Here is an 18,065-nt window from a genome sequence, read left to right as displayed (position 1 = left end):
TTATGAATATAAAAAACTATAATAATCTTTTAGAACTATTTTATAATCAGTATACAAAAGAAAAAGCAGATCAAATTTTTCTAAAATCATTAAAAAATCCAAACGATAAATTTTCTTGGAGAGATACTTATTTGAATATTTTAAAATTAAGCGACGAGCTTAAATCTTTAATTCAAAAAAAAGATAGATGTTTATTAATTTCAGAAAATAGACCTGAATGGATGATATCTGATTTAGCGATAATGTTAGCAGGTGGAATTACCGTGCCAGCTTATACCACTTATACCGAAAGAGATTATGAATATTTAATTGATGATTGTAATCCATCAGTAATAATTGTCTCAGATCAAGTTCAATATAATAAAATTAAAAATATAATTTCTACAAAGCCATTTATAAAAAAGGCTATCTCCTTTGATCAAATTGACAGTCAATCAGATACCATATGTATTAAAGATATTTTTCTAAAGAACGATTGTGAAGAGATCGATTTTTTAAAATTAGAAATTTCAAGAAAAGATGTAGCTTGTATTATTTATACATCAGGAACCCAAGGTAACCCCAAGGGAGTAATGCTTAGTCATGGGGGGATTTTAAATAATTGTGAAGGTTCTATTTCACTTTTGAAAGAGATAATATCTTACAAACCTAAATTCTTAACTTGGTTACCATTATCTCATTCCTATGAACACACCGTTCAGTTTGTCCAAATAGCAATAGGTGCCGAAGTTTACTACGCAGAAAGTATAGATAAGTTAATTAAAAATATGGGGGAGTGTAGTCCAGATATTATGACAGCTGTTCCAAGATTTTATCAGAATCTGTATCAAAAAATTAATTCAACTTTTAATAAAGCTACTGGTTTTAAAAAATCTCTAATAAACAAAATGCTATATCTAGGAGAAAAAGTACTAACAAATCAAAAACTTACTTTTTTTGAAAAAGTGCAAAATACAATTTGTGAAAAAATAGTTAGAAAAAAAATAAAAGCTCAGTTTGGAGGTTCTTTAAAAGCATTCATTTCTGGAGGAGGTGCGCTAGATAAAGAAGTAGGTGTTTTTTTAAATTCGATAGGTTTACCGACTTTGCAAGGATATGGGTTAACTGAAACTTCTCCAGTTGTAAGTTGTAACCCAATAAAAGATATAAGGATAGATACAGTAGGTCCTGCTTTTAGTGGTAATGAGGTGAAAATTGCTGATGATGGTGAAATTCTGGTTAAAGGTGAAAATGTTATGTTAGGTTATTGGAACAAAAAGGAAGAGACTGAAAAAGTTTTAAAGGATGGCTGGTTATATACTGGAGATATAGGACATTTTGAAAATGGATACTTAAAAATTACTGATAGAAAAAAAGATATTTTAATTACACCAGGTGGTGACAATATTTCACCTGTAAAAATTGAAAATGACTTACCGAAGATTGAATATGTAGAGCAAGCATTAGTTTATGGAGATAACAAACCATATTTAATAGCTATTTTAGTTTTAAATAATAATGAAAGCTATGTGTCAGATGAAAACATTTCAAAAGAAATAGAAACAATAAATAAAAACTTATCTAAGATAGAAAAAATTAAAAAGTTTTTTGTAATTAAAGATCAATTTACAATTGAAAATGGATTAATGACACCAACTTTAAAGTTAAAAAGATATAAAATTATTGAAAAGTATAAAAGTGAAATAGAAAAACTTTATTAAATTTCTTTAAATTAAGAGTTTATTTACCGCATAAACATTAACTAAATTAATAAAAAAATTTTTTATAAAAAATAAAAAATAAAAAATATTTTTTTTAAAATTCGCTTTTAATTAATGATTTGACATAAGTTGTATAAAAAAATAAAAATAAGTTAACAGCGAATCAATTTGATTCGTTAAACAAAAAAGGGAGCTAAAGATGCCTAAGAAAAGAAAAAAAGCGGCAAAGAAAACTAAGAAAAAAGCTAAGAAAAAAGCTAAGAAAAAAGCTAAAAAGGCTAAGAAAAGAAGAAAATAATAACTTAGTATTCTTTACAAAAAACGCTTCTCATAACTTTTTGTGTGAGAGGCGTTTTTTTTTATTCGTCTAAAGGTTCGTCAGTTTCAGAAATAGGCTCTTCGACAGGTAAATCAGCAGTTGGAGTTTTAGGAGTAGCGCTAATAGCTTGTGCTTGTCCACCAACATTTCTCTTTAATGCTTTATCTAATTTTTTTTGAGTGTCTTCTGGTGATAAATTTAAAATTATCTGAAATTCTGATTGCATTCTTTCATAAGCTTTTTCAAAAAGTTGTCTTTCACTATAAGATTGATCAACCATAAGATCATCACCTTTGTTTAGATCTCTTACAACTTCAGCTAATTCATAAATTTTACCTGATGAAATTTTTGCCTCATATTCTTGTGCTCTTCTACTCCACATTGATCTTTTGATTTTTGGCTTACTTTTTAATATAGAAATACATTTGTTTACTTGATTAATTGTTGCTAAATGCCTTAGGTGAGACTGTTTGTTAACGGGTACCATACCATTAGCTTTATCTTTTTCAAATTTGATAACGTATGTTTCAACATCAATACCACCGATATTTATTTTTTTAAATTCTGTAATTTGACCAACGCCATGTTTTGGATAAACAACATAATCTTTAATTTTAAATTCTCTTTTTTCAGTTTCTTGTTTTTTAACTTTTTTTATCTCAGGTTTAACCTCATTAGTTTTTGATATTCTTAAATTATCAACTTTCGGTTCATCTGGCGTTTCAGTAGTTTTTGAAACTTTTTTTATTTTAGGAGATTTGTTTGGAATTTTTTTTAATACTTTTTTAGCTTTTTTTACTACTACTTTTTTGACTTTTTTAGTTTTAGTTTTTACAACTTTTTTAACTTTAGTTACTTTTTTCTTTTTAACTTTTTTTGTCATTTCTTTATCTGATTTACCTTTAAAGATTTTCTTTAAAATACTTTTCGTACTTATTTTGCTCATTTTTAAATTTTTCGTGATCCGCTGGGGGATCTTTTTTCTCACTTATGTTTGGCCAGATTTCTGAATATTTTTTATTGATCTCTAACCATTTTTCGCTTCCAGGTTCTGTATCTGCTTTTATAGCATCAACGGGGCACTCTGGCTCACAAACGCCACAATCTATACACTCATCCGGTTTAATTACAAGCATATTTTTACCTTCATAAAAACAATCAACCGGACAAACGTCTACACAATCAGTAAGCTTACACTTAATACAATTGTCGTTTACAATATAAGTCACTCTTTACTTTCCTCTTTTAATCTATGCTTAATATCCCCCATAGTTTTACTGTCAATGTATAAAAGTCCCGCTAATCTTCTCATAAGATTTGTTTCATACATATCCGCATCTTCATTAGAATAAATAATTGACCAAAGAGCTTCCACAATTTTAATTTTATCTTTTTCAGGTAAATTTTTAATTTCTCTTGTGAAGTCTAAAATTTGGTTTGAATTTTCCTCAATAATTTTTGCATCTTGTATAGTTTTTGTGATTTTTTCACTTTCAAGGCCCAACTCTAGAAGTGTTTTTTTAATTATTTCCTCCTCTTTGTCAGTATAATTTTCATCTATTTTTGCAGCATGGATTAATAAAGCACAAACTTTTACTATAAAATTATTCTCTTCTTTTTTATCTGTCTTTTTAAAAAACATAAAATTAACCTAGCTTGAGATTTTTAAGAACTTTAAATGGATTTTCATTTGAAACTTTTTTGTTCTGTATTTTTTTAAATTTTTTAACAGGATTATATTTAAAAAACATGTCTTGTTCTTTCTCATAAGTTTTATAACCCATTTTTTGTAATAATTTTTTAAAGTTCTCTTTACTGCATCCTAAAAGATTTAACATTTCAGGTATCATTTTTATTTCATTATTTTCTTTTGAAGTAGCATTAATAATTTGTACAAAAAGTCTTTCAAGAATATCTATTCTTACAAAAAGATCATCAAATTTTTCAAATCCACAGAGAAGCATAAAGTTTTTATTTTGAGAATCTTTATCTTCTAAAAAATTCAATCCAAAAGTTGGTGGTTTTAAATTATAGAATTTTTGATGAAAATTTTTCCACAATAAGGTTCTTAAAGATACAGCATCTGGTTTTATAAGCTGATAAAGGAATACATGGTATCTTCCAAATTTTACACCCAATTCTCTAAGTACTTTTCTATCTATTTGTTCAAGATTTTTTAAATAATCAGAAACTTGTTCTCTTTTTAAAACACCATTATTTTCATAAAGCTGATAAGCCAAAGCCTTAATTGAAGATTTATCCTCTTTGATGTTTTTTAAATCTATTAAACTTTTCAAGACATCGCTTATTTTCGAGTTTAGCCATTTTTGAATAAAATCATTTAGTTTTTGTTTTGGATTTTGTTCAATAATGTCATCAACAACTAAAGTAAAATTAGGACTTAAATAATCATTTCCTGGTAACAGTCTAGCAATTGGAAATTCATTCCAATATATTTTAAAATCCTCTTTTAAATCTATTAATCCTGTATCTAAAATTGACTGAATTCTTTTATCAAACTCAGGTCCAATTGATTGTCTAGCAGCTTTTTTTAATGACTTGATATCAGTTTCAAGAGAGCCTTTTTTTAAATCTAATTCTAATTTCAAACCTTTGATTTTACCAATAAACTGATCATCTATTTTAACGTCATTGTTCTGTAATATTTCAGTTTTGAATTCCATGTCTTGTTTTAAACCTCTTGCAAGTATACTTGCTCTTTTGTCGATAAAAGTCTTGGTAAGTTCTTCATGAAGTCTGTCAGAAAGTCTATCTTCTAAATGTTTTGTTTTTTCTATCCAATAATTTTGATTTTCTACCCAATTATTTTTATTTGAAACATAAGACCAAGTTCTTACATTTGCAATTCTATTTGATAAAGAATCTACATTTCCCTCTAATTTATCAAGTTTCATGAGCTGTAATCTCATGTAATCTTCTGAAATTAGACCTTTTTCACTGTTTAAAAATTTAAAAACATTTCTGATCACTTCATAATGATTGCCGTAGGTTTTTTTAACAAAATCAGGTATCTGACAACATTCCCATAATAATTTGAGAGTTTTTTCGTTAAATTCTAGATTATTTTTTTCATCTTTTATAAAATATTTTAGCGCTCTTTCATCCTCACATTCGTGAACTTTTCTTAACCATTCCATCTGGGGTCTTTCTTCAAGACTTTTAATCAGTGAATTTGGGTTATTAAAATTAAGATTAGAATTTCTCCAGAATAAAGTTCTTATTTCTTCAAATTTATGTCCTTCAATTAATTCCACTTCTTCAGGTGAAATTTCTTTACAATCACCAGTTATTCCAAAACCACCATCATTCAAATATCTTCCAGCTCTTCCCGCTATTTGACCTATTTCAGATAAATTTAATTTTCTTAATTTTTTTCCATCAAATTTTTTAAGATTTGAAAAATATACATAATCTAGATCCATATTTATTCCCATTCCAATAGCGTCAGTGGCTACTAAAAAATCAACATCTCCAGATTGGTAAAGTTCTACTTGAGCATTTCTCGTTTTAGGACTTAATGAACCCATAACTATAGCTGCCCCACCCTTTTGTCTTCTTATTAATTCTGCTATTGCATAAACTTCCTCCGCTGAAAAAGCTATGATTGCAGTTTTTCTATTTATTCTTGATATCTTTTTATGTCCGGCATAAGTGAGTTTTGATAATCTATCTCTATTAATAAATTCTAAATCCTCATTTAATTTAGATATGATGTTTTTAATAGTACTAGAACCCATTAGCATTGTAAGTTTTTCACCTCTTAAATTTAATAATCTATCTGTGAATATGTGACCTCTTTCATGATCTGCACACATTTGAATTTCATCTATGCCCACAAATTCTAAATGTTTTTCAATAGGCATTGATTCTACTGTGCATAAATAATATTTTGCGTTTGTAGGAATTATTTTTTCTTCACCAGTAATTAAAGCAACTTTGTCTATACTAATTTTTTTTATTACTTTATCGTAAACCTCTCTTGCTAATAATCTTAATGGGAACCCAATCATTCCGCTGTCAAAAGATAGCATTGTGTCAATTGCAAGATGAGTTTTACCTGTGTTTGTTGGACCAAGAACAGCTGTAATTTTATTTTTAGGCATTTCTATCTTTGGTGTATAATTTTTTTTACCTACCAGATATTGTTAGTGCTAAAGAACAAAAATAGACTAAAACATGACCGAATCGGAGGGTAAAAAGTTCTCATTTTTATATTAATATTAATGAGAATATCATAATTGAGATTAATTCTATAATAGTAATTTAAAAAAATAAAAATGACCAATAAACTTTGGGAAGCATCTTTTAAAGAGAAAAAAAATTCAAATCTTTATGCTTTTGAGAAATTTATTTCAAAAAAAATCAAAAAAAAATTTAATTTAAATTACAAAACTTTTTTAAATTGGACTATTAAAAATTCTCCTGAGTTTTGGAATTATTTTTGGGAATTTTCAGAAATTAAAGGATTGAAAAGTAAAAAAAAAATTAAAAAATCTAAAATATTTTATAAAAATTTATTCTTACCAGGTAGTAAGTTAAATTTTGGTGAGAATTTATTGTCAAAAAATAATGATGATAAGGCGATTACTTTTATAAGCGAAAATGGCTTTAGAGAAGAAAAATCTTGGAGAGAATTAAATTTAAGTACAGGCAAAATTGTAAAGTTTTTAAAGGAAATTAAAATTAAAAAAGGAGATAGAGTTGCTGCTTATATGCCTAATACTATCGAGACAGTTGAGGCGTTTATAGCAGCGAGCACTATAGGAAGCATTTGGTCATCATGCAGTCCTGATTTTGGTATTAAAGGTGTTGTTGAGAGATTTTCTCAAATTAATCCAAAAGTTTTATTCATTACAGACCAGTATTTTTACAATGGGAAAAAAATTAATGTATTAGAGAGATTATCTGAAATTTTAAAATCTATTCCGTCAATTAAAAATGTTGTGATTGTTAATTATCCTGGAAAAAAATATGTCACTAATAAAAGTAAATATAAGAAAATAAATTTAATTAAATGGCGTGAGATTATTCATAATCAATCTGAAAAAATAAATTTTAAAAAGTATGATTTCGAAAGTGAGTTGACTATTTTATATTCAAGTGGAACAACTGGAAAACCAAAATGTATTTGCCACAGAACTGGTGGAGTTCTTCTTCAACATAAGAAAGAACACCAATTACATTGCGATATAAAAGAAAATGATAACGTGTTTTATTTTACTACTTGTGGTTGGATGATGTGGAATTGGTTAGTAAGCTCGTTAGCTTCAAAGGCATCAATAGTACTTTTTGATGGTTCTCCAATGTATAAATCAAGTGATTTACTTTTAAAAATAGCACAAAGAGAAAAAATTACTCTGTTTGGAATTAGTGCTAAATATGTTGATGCTCTAAGAAAATTAGAACCTAATCTTAAATTTAAATATAAACTTCAAAAACTAAAAACAATATGTTCAACAGGTTCTCCTTTATCAAGTGAAGGTTTTAAATATGTTTACAAAAATATTAAAAAGAAAGTTCATCTCTCATCTATTTCGGGTGGTACAGATATTGTATCGTGTTTTGTTTTAGGAAATGTATATCAGCCAGTAAATATTGGTGAAATACAAAATTCTGGCTTAGGTTTAGATGTTGATGTCTTTAATGATAGTGGTAAATCTTTAAAAAATTCTAAAGGTGAACTTGTTTGTAAAAATCCATTTCCATCAATGCCTCTTAAATTTTGGAATGATAAAAATGACGTAAAATATAAAAAAGCTTACTTCAATAGATATAAAAATATTTGGCATCATGGTGATTATGCTGAAAAAAGAAATACCGATGGTTTTATTATACATGGAAGATCTGACACTACCCTTAATCCAGGAGGTGTAAGACTTGGTACTGCTGAAATATATTCTGAGGTTGAAAAGTTTAAAGAAATTAAAGAAGCACTAGTAGTTGGTCAATCTTGGGATAATGATATAAGAATAATTCTTTTTGTTGTAATGAGTAATGAATACATACTTAATGATTCTTTACTTAATAGAATAAAAACTCAAATAAGAATAAATGCATCACCAAGACATGTCCCTAGTAAAGTAATTGTTGTAAAAGATATTCCAAGAACCAAAAGTGGTAAAATTGTTGAGCTTGCAGTTAAAAGCACTATAGAAGGAAGTGTTGTTAAAAATAAAGAAGCTTTAGCAAACCCAGAAGTTTTAAAACAATACAAAAATTTGAAACAGTTAAGTTATTAAATGTTAAAAAATATAGTTAAAGATTTAAAACCATCTTCTACGCTAGCAATTAATGAAGCTTCAAAAAAACTTGAAGATGAAGGAAAAAAAATATTTAAATTTGGTTTTGGACAATCACCCTTTAAAGTTCCACAAGACGTAGTAGAAGAGCTTAAAAATAATGCGTATCAAAACAAATATTTGCCCATGCAAGGTCTTTCAGAGCTAAGACAGTCTGTTGCAAAATACACATCAAAGAAAAAAAATTATGAATATAATTCTGAAAATGTCATCATAGGACCAGGCTCTAAAGAGTTGATGTTTTTACTTCATGTAATATTCGATGGTGAAATTATATTACCTGCACCAAGTTGGGTTTCTTACGCGCCACAAGCAATATTAGGAAGAAACAAAATTCAAATTTTACAAACAAAAAGAGAAAATAATTGGTTCCCTACAGCTCAAGAAACAGAGGAAGTAATATTAAAAGATAAAAATAAAAATTATTTATTATTTTTAAATTCCCCCAATAATCCTTCAGGACAAGTTTGTGAAAATTTGGAAGAGATTTCTAATGTTGCAAATAAACATAATCTTATAATTTTATCTGATGAGATATATTCAGAACTGACTTTTACAAAAAATTATAAGTCTATTTCAAATTTTTGTCCTGAAAAAACAATTATCAGTACCGGCCTAAGTAAATGGTGTGGAGCTGGTGGTTGGAGATTGGGATATTTTATTGTTCCAGAGAGCTTAAATGACATAAAAAATATGATTAATGTTTTAGCCAGTGAAACCTTTTCAGCAGTAAGTGCGCCTATCCAATATGCTGCAATAAAAGCATATGAAAACAATCATAGTAAATACATTAATAAATCTAGAAACATTTTAAAGGCTGTCGGCAATTATGTTTATCAAAATTTAAAATCAAACAAAATTTTAATTAATGAACCCCAAGGAGGTTTCTATTTAATGCCTGAATTTTTAAATTCTAAATTTAAAACTTCATCAGAAATGTGTGAAAATATTTTAAAAGAAACAGGTGTTGCATTATTACCTGGATCAGATTTTGGATTTAATGAAAGTAAAATGCTTGCAAGATTAAGCTTTACTGATTTTGATGGAGAAAAATTCATGAATAGTATTAAGGAAGATCAATCTATTGATTTTAATATAATCGAAAAGTTGGCACCAAAGATTGTAGAAGGTGTTGATAATTTAAAAAAATGGTCAGAAAATCTTTAAAATCAGCCTATACATCTATTATAATTTTTTGGTAAGATTAATTTATAAAAAATAACGACATACAATTATAGAGAGGGAAAAATAATGAAAAAAATAATAACATCCCTATCAAGTGCTTTACTGATTTTATTTGCATCACTGTCCTTAACTACAGTTGCTAAATCAGCTGAGTTCTTCACGATAGGAACTGGTGGACCTACTGGAGTATATTTCCAAACAGGTAACGCTATATGTAAAATGCTTCATAAATCAGCGATTAGTGCTGAGCACGGTAGAAAAAAAGGCACAGCTAAAGCGTATAGATGTACTGCTCCATCGACAGGTGGTTCAAACTACAATATTGGACAAATAGCAGCTGGAGAATTTCAATTTGGTGTAGCTCAATCTGACTGGCAATATCACGCAGTGAATGGTTCAAGCAAATGGGAAGGAAAACAATTTAGTGATTTGAGAGCTGTGTTTTCAGTTCACAACGAACCTTTTCAAATTTGGGCTAGAAAAAAAGCAAGAATTAAAGATTTTGCAGACTTAGAAGGTAAAGTAGTAAACATTGGTAACCCTGGTTCAGGTCAGAGAGGAACTATGGAAGAACTAATGAAAGCTATGGGTGTTGATAATAGTTTCTTTAAATCAACGACAGAGTTAACTTCTTCAGAGCAAGTGAAAGCTTTATGTGATGGTAAAATTGATGCATTTGGTTATTCGGTTGGATTTCCAAATGGTGCAATGGAACAAGCCGCAACTTGTGCTGCTAAAGCATCTCCAATCAATTTGACTGGACCAGAAGTTCAAGGCTTAATTGATGGTGCTGATTATTATGCACAGGCTGTAATTCCTAAAGGCACTTATACTAAACAGAAAAAAGATGCTACTACATTTGGTGTTAAAGCAACTGTGGTAACTTCAGCAGATGTTTCTGAAGAACTAGTGTACTTAGTTACAAAAGCAGTTTTTGAAAACTTTGACGATTTCAAAAAACAACATCCAGCATTTGGATTTTTGGAAAAGAAAAACATGATTAAAGATGGTTTATCTGCTCCACTACATCCTGGTGCAATTAAATATTATAAAGAAGCTGGATTAATGTAATCTAAGTTTTTTACTTTTTAAAAGGCCTGGTAATTTTTACCGGGCCTTTTTTTTATGGTATGAATATTTCTTATGAGTGATTCAATTAGCACCAATATAAAAAATAAAATAAGCGAAGATTTATCACCAACCAGAAACATTACTGGATTTCATTTAAAGGTAGTTTCTGCAATAGCTATCATCTGGTCCTTATTTCAACTTTGGTACGCATCACCATTTCCATTTATGTTGAATATTGGAATGTTTAAAGGTTTACCTGCGAGAGCAATACATTTAGGATTTGCATTAACTTTAGCATTTTTAATCTACCCAGTAGCAAAAAGAAAAAAAATTTCATTTTTTGATATTATTATAAGTTTTGTGGGCGCTTTTTCTTGTCTCTATATTTATTTTTTTTATGATCAATTAGTAGAGAGGGGTGGTGTTCTTTTAAGTTTGAAAATCACTGATACATTCAATTTTCCAGTGGAATTAATTTTAGGAGGATGTGGTATTTTAATACTTTTAGAGGCCACAAGAAGAGCAATTGGATTACCTTTGGTAATCATTGCAACTTGTTTTTTATTATTTTCATATTTTGGAAGGTATGCACCAGAGATAATTTCTCATGGAGGCTTGTCTTTAAATAGATTAGTAGGATTTCAATGGTTGGATCAAGAGGCAATATTTGGAATCCCTATTGGTGTTTCTGTAGATTTTATTTTTCTGTTCGTTTTATTTGGTGCCTTACTCGAAACAGCAGGTGGAGGTAAATATTTTTTAGATTTAGCCTTTGCGATGGTTGGTAAAATGAGAGGTGGACCAGCCAAAGCTGCAATTCTAGGTTCAGGAATGACTGGCTTAATCTCAGGATCATCAATTGCTAATACCGTAACTACTGGAACATTTACTATTCCAATAATGAAAAAAACAGGTTTCTCTAAAGAAAAGGCAGGTGCAATTGAGGTTTCATCATCTGTAAATGGACAAATAATGCCGCCTGTGATGGGTGCCGCAGCATTTGTAATGGCAAGTTTTATTGGGGTTACTTATTTTGAAATAGTTAAACATGCTTTTTTACCTGCAATTATTTCTTATATTGCTCTATTTTATATATCTCACCTAGAAGCTCTAAAATTAAATCTCAAAGGAATGGACGATGCCGATGTTCCTAATTTGAAAAAAACATTTTTATCTGGAATTCACTTTTTAATTCCTATTTTTGTTTTAATTTATACTCTTGTTTATTTAAGGTTCACTGCTTCGTATTCAATTTTTTATGCAACAATTACTTTAATTTTAGTAAATCTAATTAACTTAATTATTAAAAATAATTACTCTAAAGATTCTTTTAAAGAATGGTTTAATCAAACAATCGTTGGTTTTGAAAAAGGGGCATTGAATATGGTAGCAGTTGGTATAGCAATTGCTACAGCTGGTATCATAGTAGGTGCAGTTGGCTCAACAGGCTTAAGTACAAACTTAATTATTGTTATCGAATCTATTGCTAAAGATAACGTCACAATACTATTATTTTTAACAATAATTTTATGTTTGTTGTTAGGAATGGGTTTACCAACTACAGCAAACTATGTTGTGGTTGCATCTTTGATGGCAACTGTTTTAGTTGATGTTGGAAATGCATCTGGGTTTATTTTTCCACTTATATCAGTTCATTTATTTGTTTTTTACTTTGGACTGATGGCAGATGTAACACCGCCAGTAGGACTAGCTTCTTATGCAGCTGCAGGAATATCTGGAGGAGACCCATTAAGGACTGGAGTTCAAGCATTTTGGTATAGTTTAAGAACAGGAATATTACCAATAGTCTTTTTGTTTAATCATGAACTTTTACTTATTGGTATTGAGAATATCTGGCATGGGCTTATTGTTATTATAACAACATTAATCGGAATTTTAGTTTTTACATCAGCAACTCAAGGTTGGTTTGTAAATAGACTTAAATGGTATGAGATAATTATTTTTTTAATTATTTCTATTTCTTTATTGTCTCCAGATTTTGTTCTAAATAAATTTTACCCAAAATATAATTATCAAGAAATTAATAAAATCAATTCATTAAAATTTGATTCAAAAAAAGAAATCCAAATTAAAGTAACAAGACCCAGTTTATATGGAGAAAGATATAAACTTTTTGTAATATCAAAAAATACCTTTGAAGATCATTTTACTCTAGAGGATTATGGGATTACTTTATTGGTGCAAGATGAAAAAATAATTGTTGATAATTTAAAATGGAATGGAGAGGCAAAAAAAAATGGTTTTGAAATGGGTGATTATATTAGTGAATTCAAAATTGAAAACTTTGATAGACCATCGAAAAATATAGTTTATCCAATCGCTTTAATTTTATTAGTTATTTGTGGATATTTTAATATCAGAAGAAAAGAATAAATTAACCACCTGGACCTAAGTTTGAAGGTTTAACTTTTAAAATTTTCCAAACACCTGTTGCTGATGTGATAATTTTGTTATTACATTTAAGCTCACAAAATAAAAATATTAATGTATTAGTTTTTTTTAAAATTTTTGTATGTCCAATAATTTCATCACCAACTTTTGAGGCACCAATAAACTTGATATCTAATGAAATAGTTACACATGGAGCATTACTCGCAGATCTGTGAGCAGCGGTTCCGGCACCTGCATCTATTAATGCTGATAGATAGCCTCCATGAGTTATACCAGCAGCATTTAAGTGATTTTCATTTATAGTAGATTTAAATTCATATTCAGTTTCAGAAATGTTTCTAAACAAAACACCTCCATTGTGTTTCATAAAACCAGGTGTTAAGCTTATTTGTTCAAATTCATTACTCATAAAATTTACAATACAATTGTTAATAGCAATAATAACAATGCGATAATTATAAAAAAGTAAATTACTGATTTTTGTAAAGATGCTTTTAAAAGCCAATCAATCATTTTTATCCTTTTTTGGTGGACCGCCCAGAACTCGAATCTGGAATCTCCCGGTTCGTAGCCGAGCGCCTTATCCAATTTGGCCAGCGGTCCAAAATTAATTTTATTAAAGATACTGTATTTTGAGGTTTTATTAACAAATTTTGTTCAATTAAAACACAGCTTTGCATAAAAAGATTAATTAATGTGATAAAATAACATAAAAATATATTTTATTTGAGTGTATAAGCCTTTTAAATAATGAGCAAAAAACTACTTGTTCCTGACATCGGTGATTTTGAGAATGTTGAGGTGATAGAATTACTTGTGAAGCCTGGAGATATAATCAAGGAAAATGATCCAGTAGTTACAATTGAAAGTGATAAATCTAGTGTTGAAATCCCATCAACTATTTCAGGAAAAATTGACACCGTTAATGTCAAAGTAGGTGATAAAGTTTCAAAAGGTGATTTACTTTTAAGTTTAAGCAATTCAACCAAAAGTCTTCCAGAGAGCAATCTTCCTAAAGATACAGAAAATATTATTAAACAAGCTGAGGAAGCAATGGCTGTAAATAAAAAAGAGGAGCCGGTGAATGTTCCAGAGCCAGCTAAAGAAAAAAAACAATCTATAATTCAAGTTACAAATGGATTAGATACAGATCCTTTAGAAACTCAAGATTGGCTAGAGTCTTTATCTGCAGTAATTTCAAAAGATGGAAATCAAAGAGCTCATTTTTTAATTAAGGAATTAATTAACAAAGCCTATCGTGAAGGAGCAAATATTCCTTACACCCAAAATACTCCGTATATAAATACCATTCCTCCTGAGGCTGAAATAAAATCAAATGGAGATCAAAATATTGAGAGAAGAATAAGATCTCTGATCAGATGGAATGCAGCTGCAATGGTAGTAAGAGCTAACAAAAAATTTCCAGAATTAGGTGGACACATAGGAACCTTTGCATCTGCTGCAACTTTATATGATGTTGGAATGAATCATTTTTGGAGAGCAAAAAACAATAAATTTGGAGGTGATCTAGTATATTTCCAAGGACACAGTGCACCTGGAATGTATGCTAGAGCATTTTTAGAGGGTAGATTAACTGAGAAACAATTAGATAGTTTTAGACAGGAAGTAAAACCTGGAGGATTATCTTCATACCCTCACCCTTGGCTAATGCCAAATTTTTGGCAATTTCCGACTGTTTCAATGGGGTTAGGACCAATGCTTGCAATTTATCAAGCAAGATACATGAAATATTTAATCAATAGAGGATTGATTAAAGATGAAGGACGAAAGGTCTGGGCTTTTTTAGGAGATGGTGAAATGGATGAACCAGAATCCATGGGTGCAATTGGATTAGCAGCTAGAGAAAAACTAGATAATTTAATTTTTGTAATTAATTGTAATCTCCAAAGACTTGATGGACCTGTAAGAGGAAATGGAAAAATTATACAAGAACTTGAAGGTAGCTTCAGAGGTGCTGGATGGAATGTAATAAAAGTTATTTGGGGTTCATATTGGGACTCATTATTAGCTAATGACAAATCTGGTCAATTAGTAAAAATTATGAATGAAACTGTAGATGGTGAATACCAAGCCATGAAAGCAAGAGATGGTGCATATGTACGAGAAAAGTTTTTTGGAAAAAATCCAGATACTTTGGAGATGGTTTCATCTATGTCAGATAAAGATATTTGGAGATTAAATCGAGGAGGACACGACCCCCATAAGGTATACGCAGCTTATGATAAAGCAATTAAAAACCAAGGAAGTCCAACTGTTATTATTGCAAAAACAATCAAGGGATATGGAATGGGAAAAACAGGTGAAAGTGTAAACACTACTCACCAAACTAAAAAATTAGATGTGGATGATCTTATGTATTATAGAGATCGTTTTGACGTTCCTCTAACTGATGAACAAGTTAGAAACATAGAATACTTTAAGCCTGATGAAAAATCTCCAGAGATTAGATACATAAAAGAAAGAAGGCTTAAACTGGGAGGTTATTTGCCAGAGAGATCAACCTTTGCAAAACCTATTAAAGCACCATCAAAAGATATTTTTGATTTTATGAAAGTTTCAACTGGTGAAAAAGAAATGTCTACCACAATGGCGCTGGTCAGAATGTTAACTAATTTGTTAAGAGATAAAAATATTTCACCTAGATTAGTTCCAATTATCCCAGATGAAGCTAGAACATTTGGTATGGAAGGTTTTTTTCAAAAAATTGGAATATACGCTCATGAAGGACAGAAATATGAGCCCGAAGATGCTGCACAACTAAGTTCTTATAGAGAAGATAAAAGTGGACAGGTACTTGAAGAAGGAATTAATGAGGCAGGAGCGATGTCTTCTTGGATAGCAGCTGCAACTGCTTACACAAATCATGATATTGAAATGATACCGATATATATTTTTTATTCTATGTTTGGATTTCAAAGAATTGGAGATTTAGCTTGGGCTGCTGGTGATAGCCAAGCTAGAGGTTTTTTAGTTGGTGCAACAGCCGGAAGAACAACATTAGCAGGTGAAGGATTACAACATCAAGACGGACATAGTCATTTGATTGCATCAACAATTCCTAATTGTGTAACTTATGATCCTACATTTCACTATGAATTGGCAACTATTTTTAGAGAGGGTCTAAGAAGAATGCATGAGAAGAAAGAAAATGTTTTTTATTATATTACAACAATGAACGAAAATTATTCACATCCTGAAATGCCTAAGGATAAAAATTGTGAAGAGGGAATTCTTAAAGGAATGTATAAGATAAAGGAATTTAGCAAATATAAAAAAACGAAACTTCAACTTTTAGGCTCAGGAACGATATTAAGAGAGATGATGTCAGCAGCTGAAATTTTACAAAACGACTATCAAATTGATAGTGAAATATGGAGTGTTACAAGTTTTAATGAGTTAAGAAAAGATGGGATGGAAGTTGAAAGATATAACCTTCTAAATCCGGACAAAACTCCTAAAAAATCATATGTAGAGCAATGTCTTGGAAGTACTGAAGGACCAATTATGGCAGCATCTGATTATATGAGAATGAACTCTGATCAAATAAGACCTTACACAAACAATAAGAGCTTTTATTCTCTAGGTGCAGATGGTTTTGGAAGAAGTGATACTAGAAAAAATTTAAGAAAATTCTTTGAGGTAGATAAAGAACATTTAGTAGCTTATGGATTAAGTATTTTAGCAAAAGAACAATTGATAGCTTCAAAATATGCAAAAGATGCTATGAAAAAATACAAAATTGATGGCGATAAACCTATGCCAACAAAATTATAATGTCAGATATTGAAATTAAGGTACCAAATATAGGAGATTTTAAAGATGTTGAGGTTATTGAGGTATTAGTAAAAAAAGGCCAATCAATTAAAAAAAATGACCCTTTAATTACAATAGAAAGTGATAAGTCTAGCGTAGAAATACCATCTAGTTTTGAAGGTAAAATTTCTAACTTAAATATAAAAGTTGGAGATAAAGTATCTGAAGGAGATTTAATTTTAACTTTAGAAAAGTCATCACAGATAAATCAAAAAGTTGAACAAAAGCCAATAATAGAAAAAGAGTTCAAAAAAATTGAAGTAATAGAACCTGAAGTTCAACAAGAAACTAAAGTTTTAAATAATGTATCTAACATTTCATCAGCAAGCCCAAAAGCTAGAAAATTTGCTAGAGAACTCGGTGTAGATATAAATAAAGTTTTAGGAAGCGAGAGAGATGGAAGAGTAGTTGAAGATGATATAAAAAAATTTGTAGCGTTAAGATCAAATAATAAAGTTGAAGTTGTTGAGGAAAAAAAATCAAACAAAATTAAAAATGAATTTGAGCATTCAGATTTTGGTGAAATAGAGATCACAGATATACCAAGAGTAAAAAAATTATCATCAAAGTATTTAACAAATTCATGGACCACTATACCTCATGTTACAAATCATGATGAGGCTGATATTACAGAAATGGAAAGCTTCAGAAATTCTTTGACTGATATTTATACAGGAGAAAAAATTAAAATTACTCCTTTAGCATTTATTGTAAAAGCCTTAGTTGCTTCGCTCCAAAAGTTTCCAAGTTTTAATTCCTCAATTGATGAAATTGAAACTGGCAAAATGACAGTGAAAAAATATTACCATGTAGGTATAGCTGTAGACACTCCAAATGGACTAATGGTTCCAAAAATTAGAAACGCTAATAATAAAAAAATTTCTCATATTAGTAGAGAGCTGAGAGAGGTAAGCGAGCTTTGTAGAAATTTAAAAATAGACAAAAAAGAATTGTTTGGTGGTTCGATGACCATTACTAGTTTGGGTGGAATAGGTGGATCATTTTTTACACCAATAATAAATTATCCTGAAGTAGCAATTTTAGGAGTAGGAAGATCAGAGAAAAAACAAATGTATATAAATGGAAAGTTTCAAACTAGAACAATGTTACCGATTTCTTTGTCTTATGATCATAGAATTATTGATGGTGCTGAGGCAGCAAGATTTAACAATGATCTTAAAGAAAACTTAGGCAAAAATTTTGCTTATAAGCTAGCTGTATAGT

General features: G+C 29.5%; 12 protein-coding genes and 1 tRNA gene. 7 read left to right on the top strand and 6 right to left on the bottom strand.

Annotated elements, in window-relative coordinates; genetic code table 11:
• The first annotated feature begins 2 nt into the window (after window positions 1-2).
• On the top strand, window positions 3-1,700 hold the full coding sequence (locus tag ACTTBO_RS00650; RefSeq protein WP_440655730.1) for an AMP-dependent synthetase/ligase: 1,698 nt from the start codon (window positions 3-5) through the stop codon (window positions 1,698-1,700).
• Window positions 1,701-2,059: 359 nt separating this feature from the next.
• Here ACTTBO_RS00650 and ACTTBO_RS00645 read toward each other — a convergent pair whose 3' ends face one another.
• Genes ACTTBO_RS00645 through ACTTBO_RS00630 form a run of 4 tightly spaced genes read right to left on the bottom strand, consistent with a single transcriptional unit; the run spans window position 2,060 to window position 6,143 of the window.
• Window positions 2,060-2,965 carry a CarD family transcriptional regulator gene (locus ACTTBO_RS00645; protein ID WP_440655729.1) on the bottom strand — a complete coding sequence of 302 codons (906 nt, stop codon included), beginning with the start codon at window positions 2,963-2,965 and terminating at the stop codon, window positions 2,060-2,062.
• Window positions 2,922-3,248 (bottom strand): ferredoxin FdxA, encoded by a 327-nt coding sequence (fdxA, locus tag ACTTBO_RS00640; RefSeq protein WP_075484280.1) that lies wholly within the window; start codon window positions 3,246-3,248, stop codon window positions 2,922-2,924. The genes ACTTBO_RS00645 and fdxA overlap by 44 nt, the downstream gene beginning before the upstream one ends.
• Entirely contained in the window at window positions 3,245-3,661 is a 417-nt protein-coding gene (locus ACTTBO_RS00635; RefSeq protein WP_440613524.1) for a TerB family tellurite resistance protein, read from the bottom strand. The genes fdxA and ACTTBO_RS00635 overlap by 4 nt, the downstream gene beginning before the upstream one ends.
• Window positions 3,662-3,665: 4 nt before the next feature.
• Window positions 3,666-6,143: a helicase-related protein gene (locus ACTTBO_RS00630; protein ID WP_440655728.1), complete on the bottom strand. Its 2,478-nt coding sequence runs from the start codon at window positions 6,141-6,143 to the stop codon at window positions 3,666-3,668.
• Window positions 6,144-6,317: 174 nt separating this feature from the next.
• Between ACTTBO_RS00630 and ACTTBO_RS00625 the strand changes: the two genes are divergently transcribed.
• The 4 genes from ACTTBO_RS00625 to ACTTBO_RS00610 all read left to right on the top strand — a co-directional run bounded on the left by ACTTBO_RS00625 (window position 6,318) and on the right by ACTTBO_RS00610 (window position 12,989).
• Window positions 6,318-8,279 (top strand): acetoacetate--CoA ligase, encoded by a 1,962-nt coding sequence (locus tag ACTTBO_RS00625; RefSeq protein WP_440655726.1) that lies wholly within the window; start codon window positions 6,318-6,320, stop codon window positions 8,277-8,279.
• Entirely contained in the window at window positions 8,280-9,506 is a 1,227-nt protein-coding gene (locus ACTTBO_RS00620; protein ID WP_440655725.1) for a pyridoxal phosphate-dependent aminotransferase, read from the top strand.
• 84 nt (window positions 9,507-9,590) lie between these two features.
• Window positions 9,591-10,595: a TAXI family TRAP transporter solute-binding subunit gene (locus ACTTBO_RS00615; protein ID WP_262590104.1), complete on the top strand. Its 1,005-nt coding sequence runs from the start codon at window positions 9,591-9,593 to the stop codon at window positions 10,593-10,595.
• A 72-nt stretch (window positions 10,596-10,667) separates the two neighbouring features.
• The gene (locus ACTTBO_RS00610) at window positions 10,668-12,989 is read left to right on the top strand and encodes a TRAP transporter permease (RefSeq protein ID WP_440655724.1); all 2,322 of its coding nucleotides are present in this window, start codon (window positions 10,668-10,670) and stop codon (window positions 12,987-12,989) included.
• 1 nt (window position 12,990) lies between these two features.
• Here the strand turns inward: ACTTBO_RS00610 and ACTTBO_RS00605 are convergent, their stop codons facing one another.
• Complete coding sequence (locus ACTTBO_RS00605; protein ID WP_440653399.1) at window positions 12,991-13,416, bottom strand: PaaI family thioesterase; 426 nt, start codon at window positions 13,414-13,416, stop codon at window positions 12,991-12,993.
• 117 nt (window positions 13,417-13,533) lie between these two features.
• Window positions 13,534-13,610, bottom strand: a tRNA-Arg gene (locus tag ACTTBO_RS00600).
• 147 nt (window positions 13,611-13,757) lie between these two features.
• Here ACTTBO_RS00600 and aceE point away from each other — a divergent pair.
• Window positions 13,758-16,802, top strand: coding sequence for a pyruvate dehydrogenase (acetyl-transferring), homodimeric type (aceE, locus tag ACTTBO_RS00595; RefSeq protein WP_440655723.1), 3,045 nt, complete (start codon window positions 13,758-13,760; stop codon window positions 16,800-16,802).
• Window positions 16,802-18,064, top strand: a complete 1,263-nt coding sequence (locus tag ACTTBO_RS00590; protein ID WP_440655722.1) for a 2-oxo acid dehydrogenase subunit E2 — start codon at window positions 16,802-16,804, stop codon at window positions 18,062-18,064. Before aceE ends, ACTTBO_RS00590 begins: the two co-directional genes overlap by 1 nt.
• The last annotated feature ends 1 nt before the right edge of the window (window position 18,065 follow it).

Origin of the sequence: Candidatus Pelagibacter sp. HIMB1509 (assembly GCF_052047855.1) — a bacterium.
Lineage (GTDB): Bacteria > Pseudomonadota > Alphaproteobacteria > Pelagibacterales > Pelagibacteraceae > Pelagibacter.
This window is presented reverse-complemented; position numbering and strand designations above follow the sequence as displayed.

Coding starts and splice junctions, on each gene's coding strand:
- ACTTBO_RS00625 (WP_440655726.1), top strand. CDS start 6,318: ATGACCAATAAACTTTGGGAAGCATCTTTTAAAGAGAAAAAAAATTCA.
- ACTTBO_RS00610 (WP_440655724.1), top strand. CDS start 10,668: ATGAGTGATTCAATTAGCACCAATATAAAAAATAAAATAAGCGAAGAT.
- ACTTBO_RS00605 (WP_440653399.1), bottom strand. CDS start 13,416: ATGAGTAATGAATTTGAACAAATAAGCTTAACACCTGGTTTTATGAAA.
- ACTTBO_RS00635 (WP_440613524.1), bottom strand. CDS start 3,661: ATGTTTTTTAAAAAGACAGATAAAAAAGAAGAGAATAATTTTATAGTA.
- ACTTBO_RS00650 (WP_440655730.1), top strand. CDS start 3: ATGAATATAAAAAACTATAATAATCTTTTAGAACTATTTTATAATCAG.
- ACTTBO_RS00620 (WP_440655725.1), top strand. CDS start 8,280: ATGTTAAAAAATATAGTTAAAGATTTAAAACCATCTTCTACGCTAGCA.
- ACTTBO_RS00590 (WP_440655722.1), top strand. CDS start 16,802: ATGTCAGATATTGAAATTAAGGTACCAAATATAGGAGATTTTAAAGAT.
- ACTTBO_RS00645 (WP_440655729.1), bottom strand. CDS start 2,965: ATGAGCAAAATAAGTACGAAAAGTATTTTAAAGAAAATCTTTAAAGGT.
- ACTTBO_RS00630 (WP_440655728.1), bottom strand. CDS start 6,143: ATGCCTAAAAATAAAATTACAGCTGTTCTTGGTCCAACAAACACAGGT.
- aceE (WP_440655723.1), top strand. CDS start 13,758: ATGAGCAAAAAACTACTTGTTCCTGACATCGGTGATTTTGAGAATGTT.
- ACTTBO_RS00615 (WP_262590104.1), top strand. CDS start 9,591: ATGAAAAAAATAATAACATCCCTATCAAGTGCTTTACTGATTTTATTT.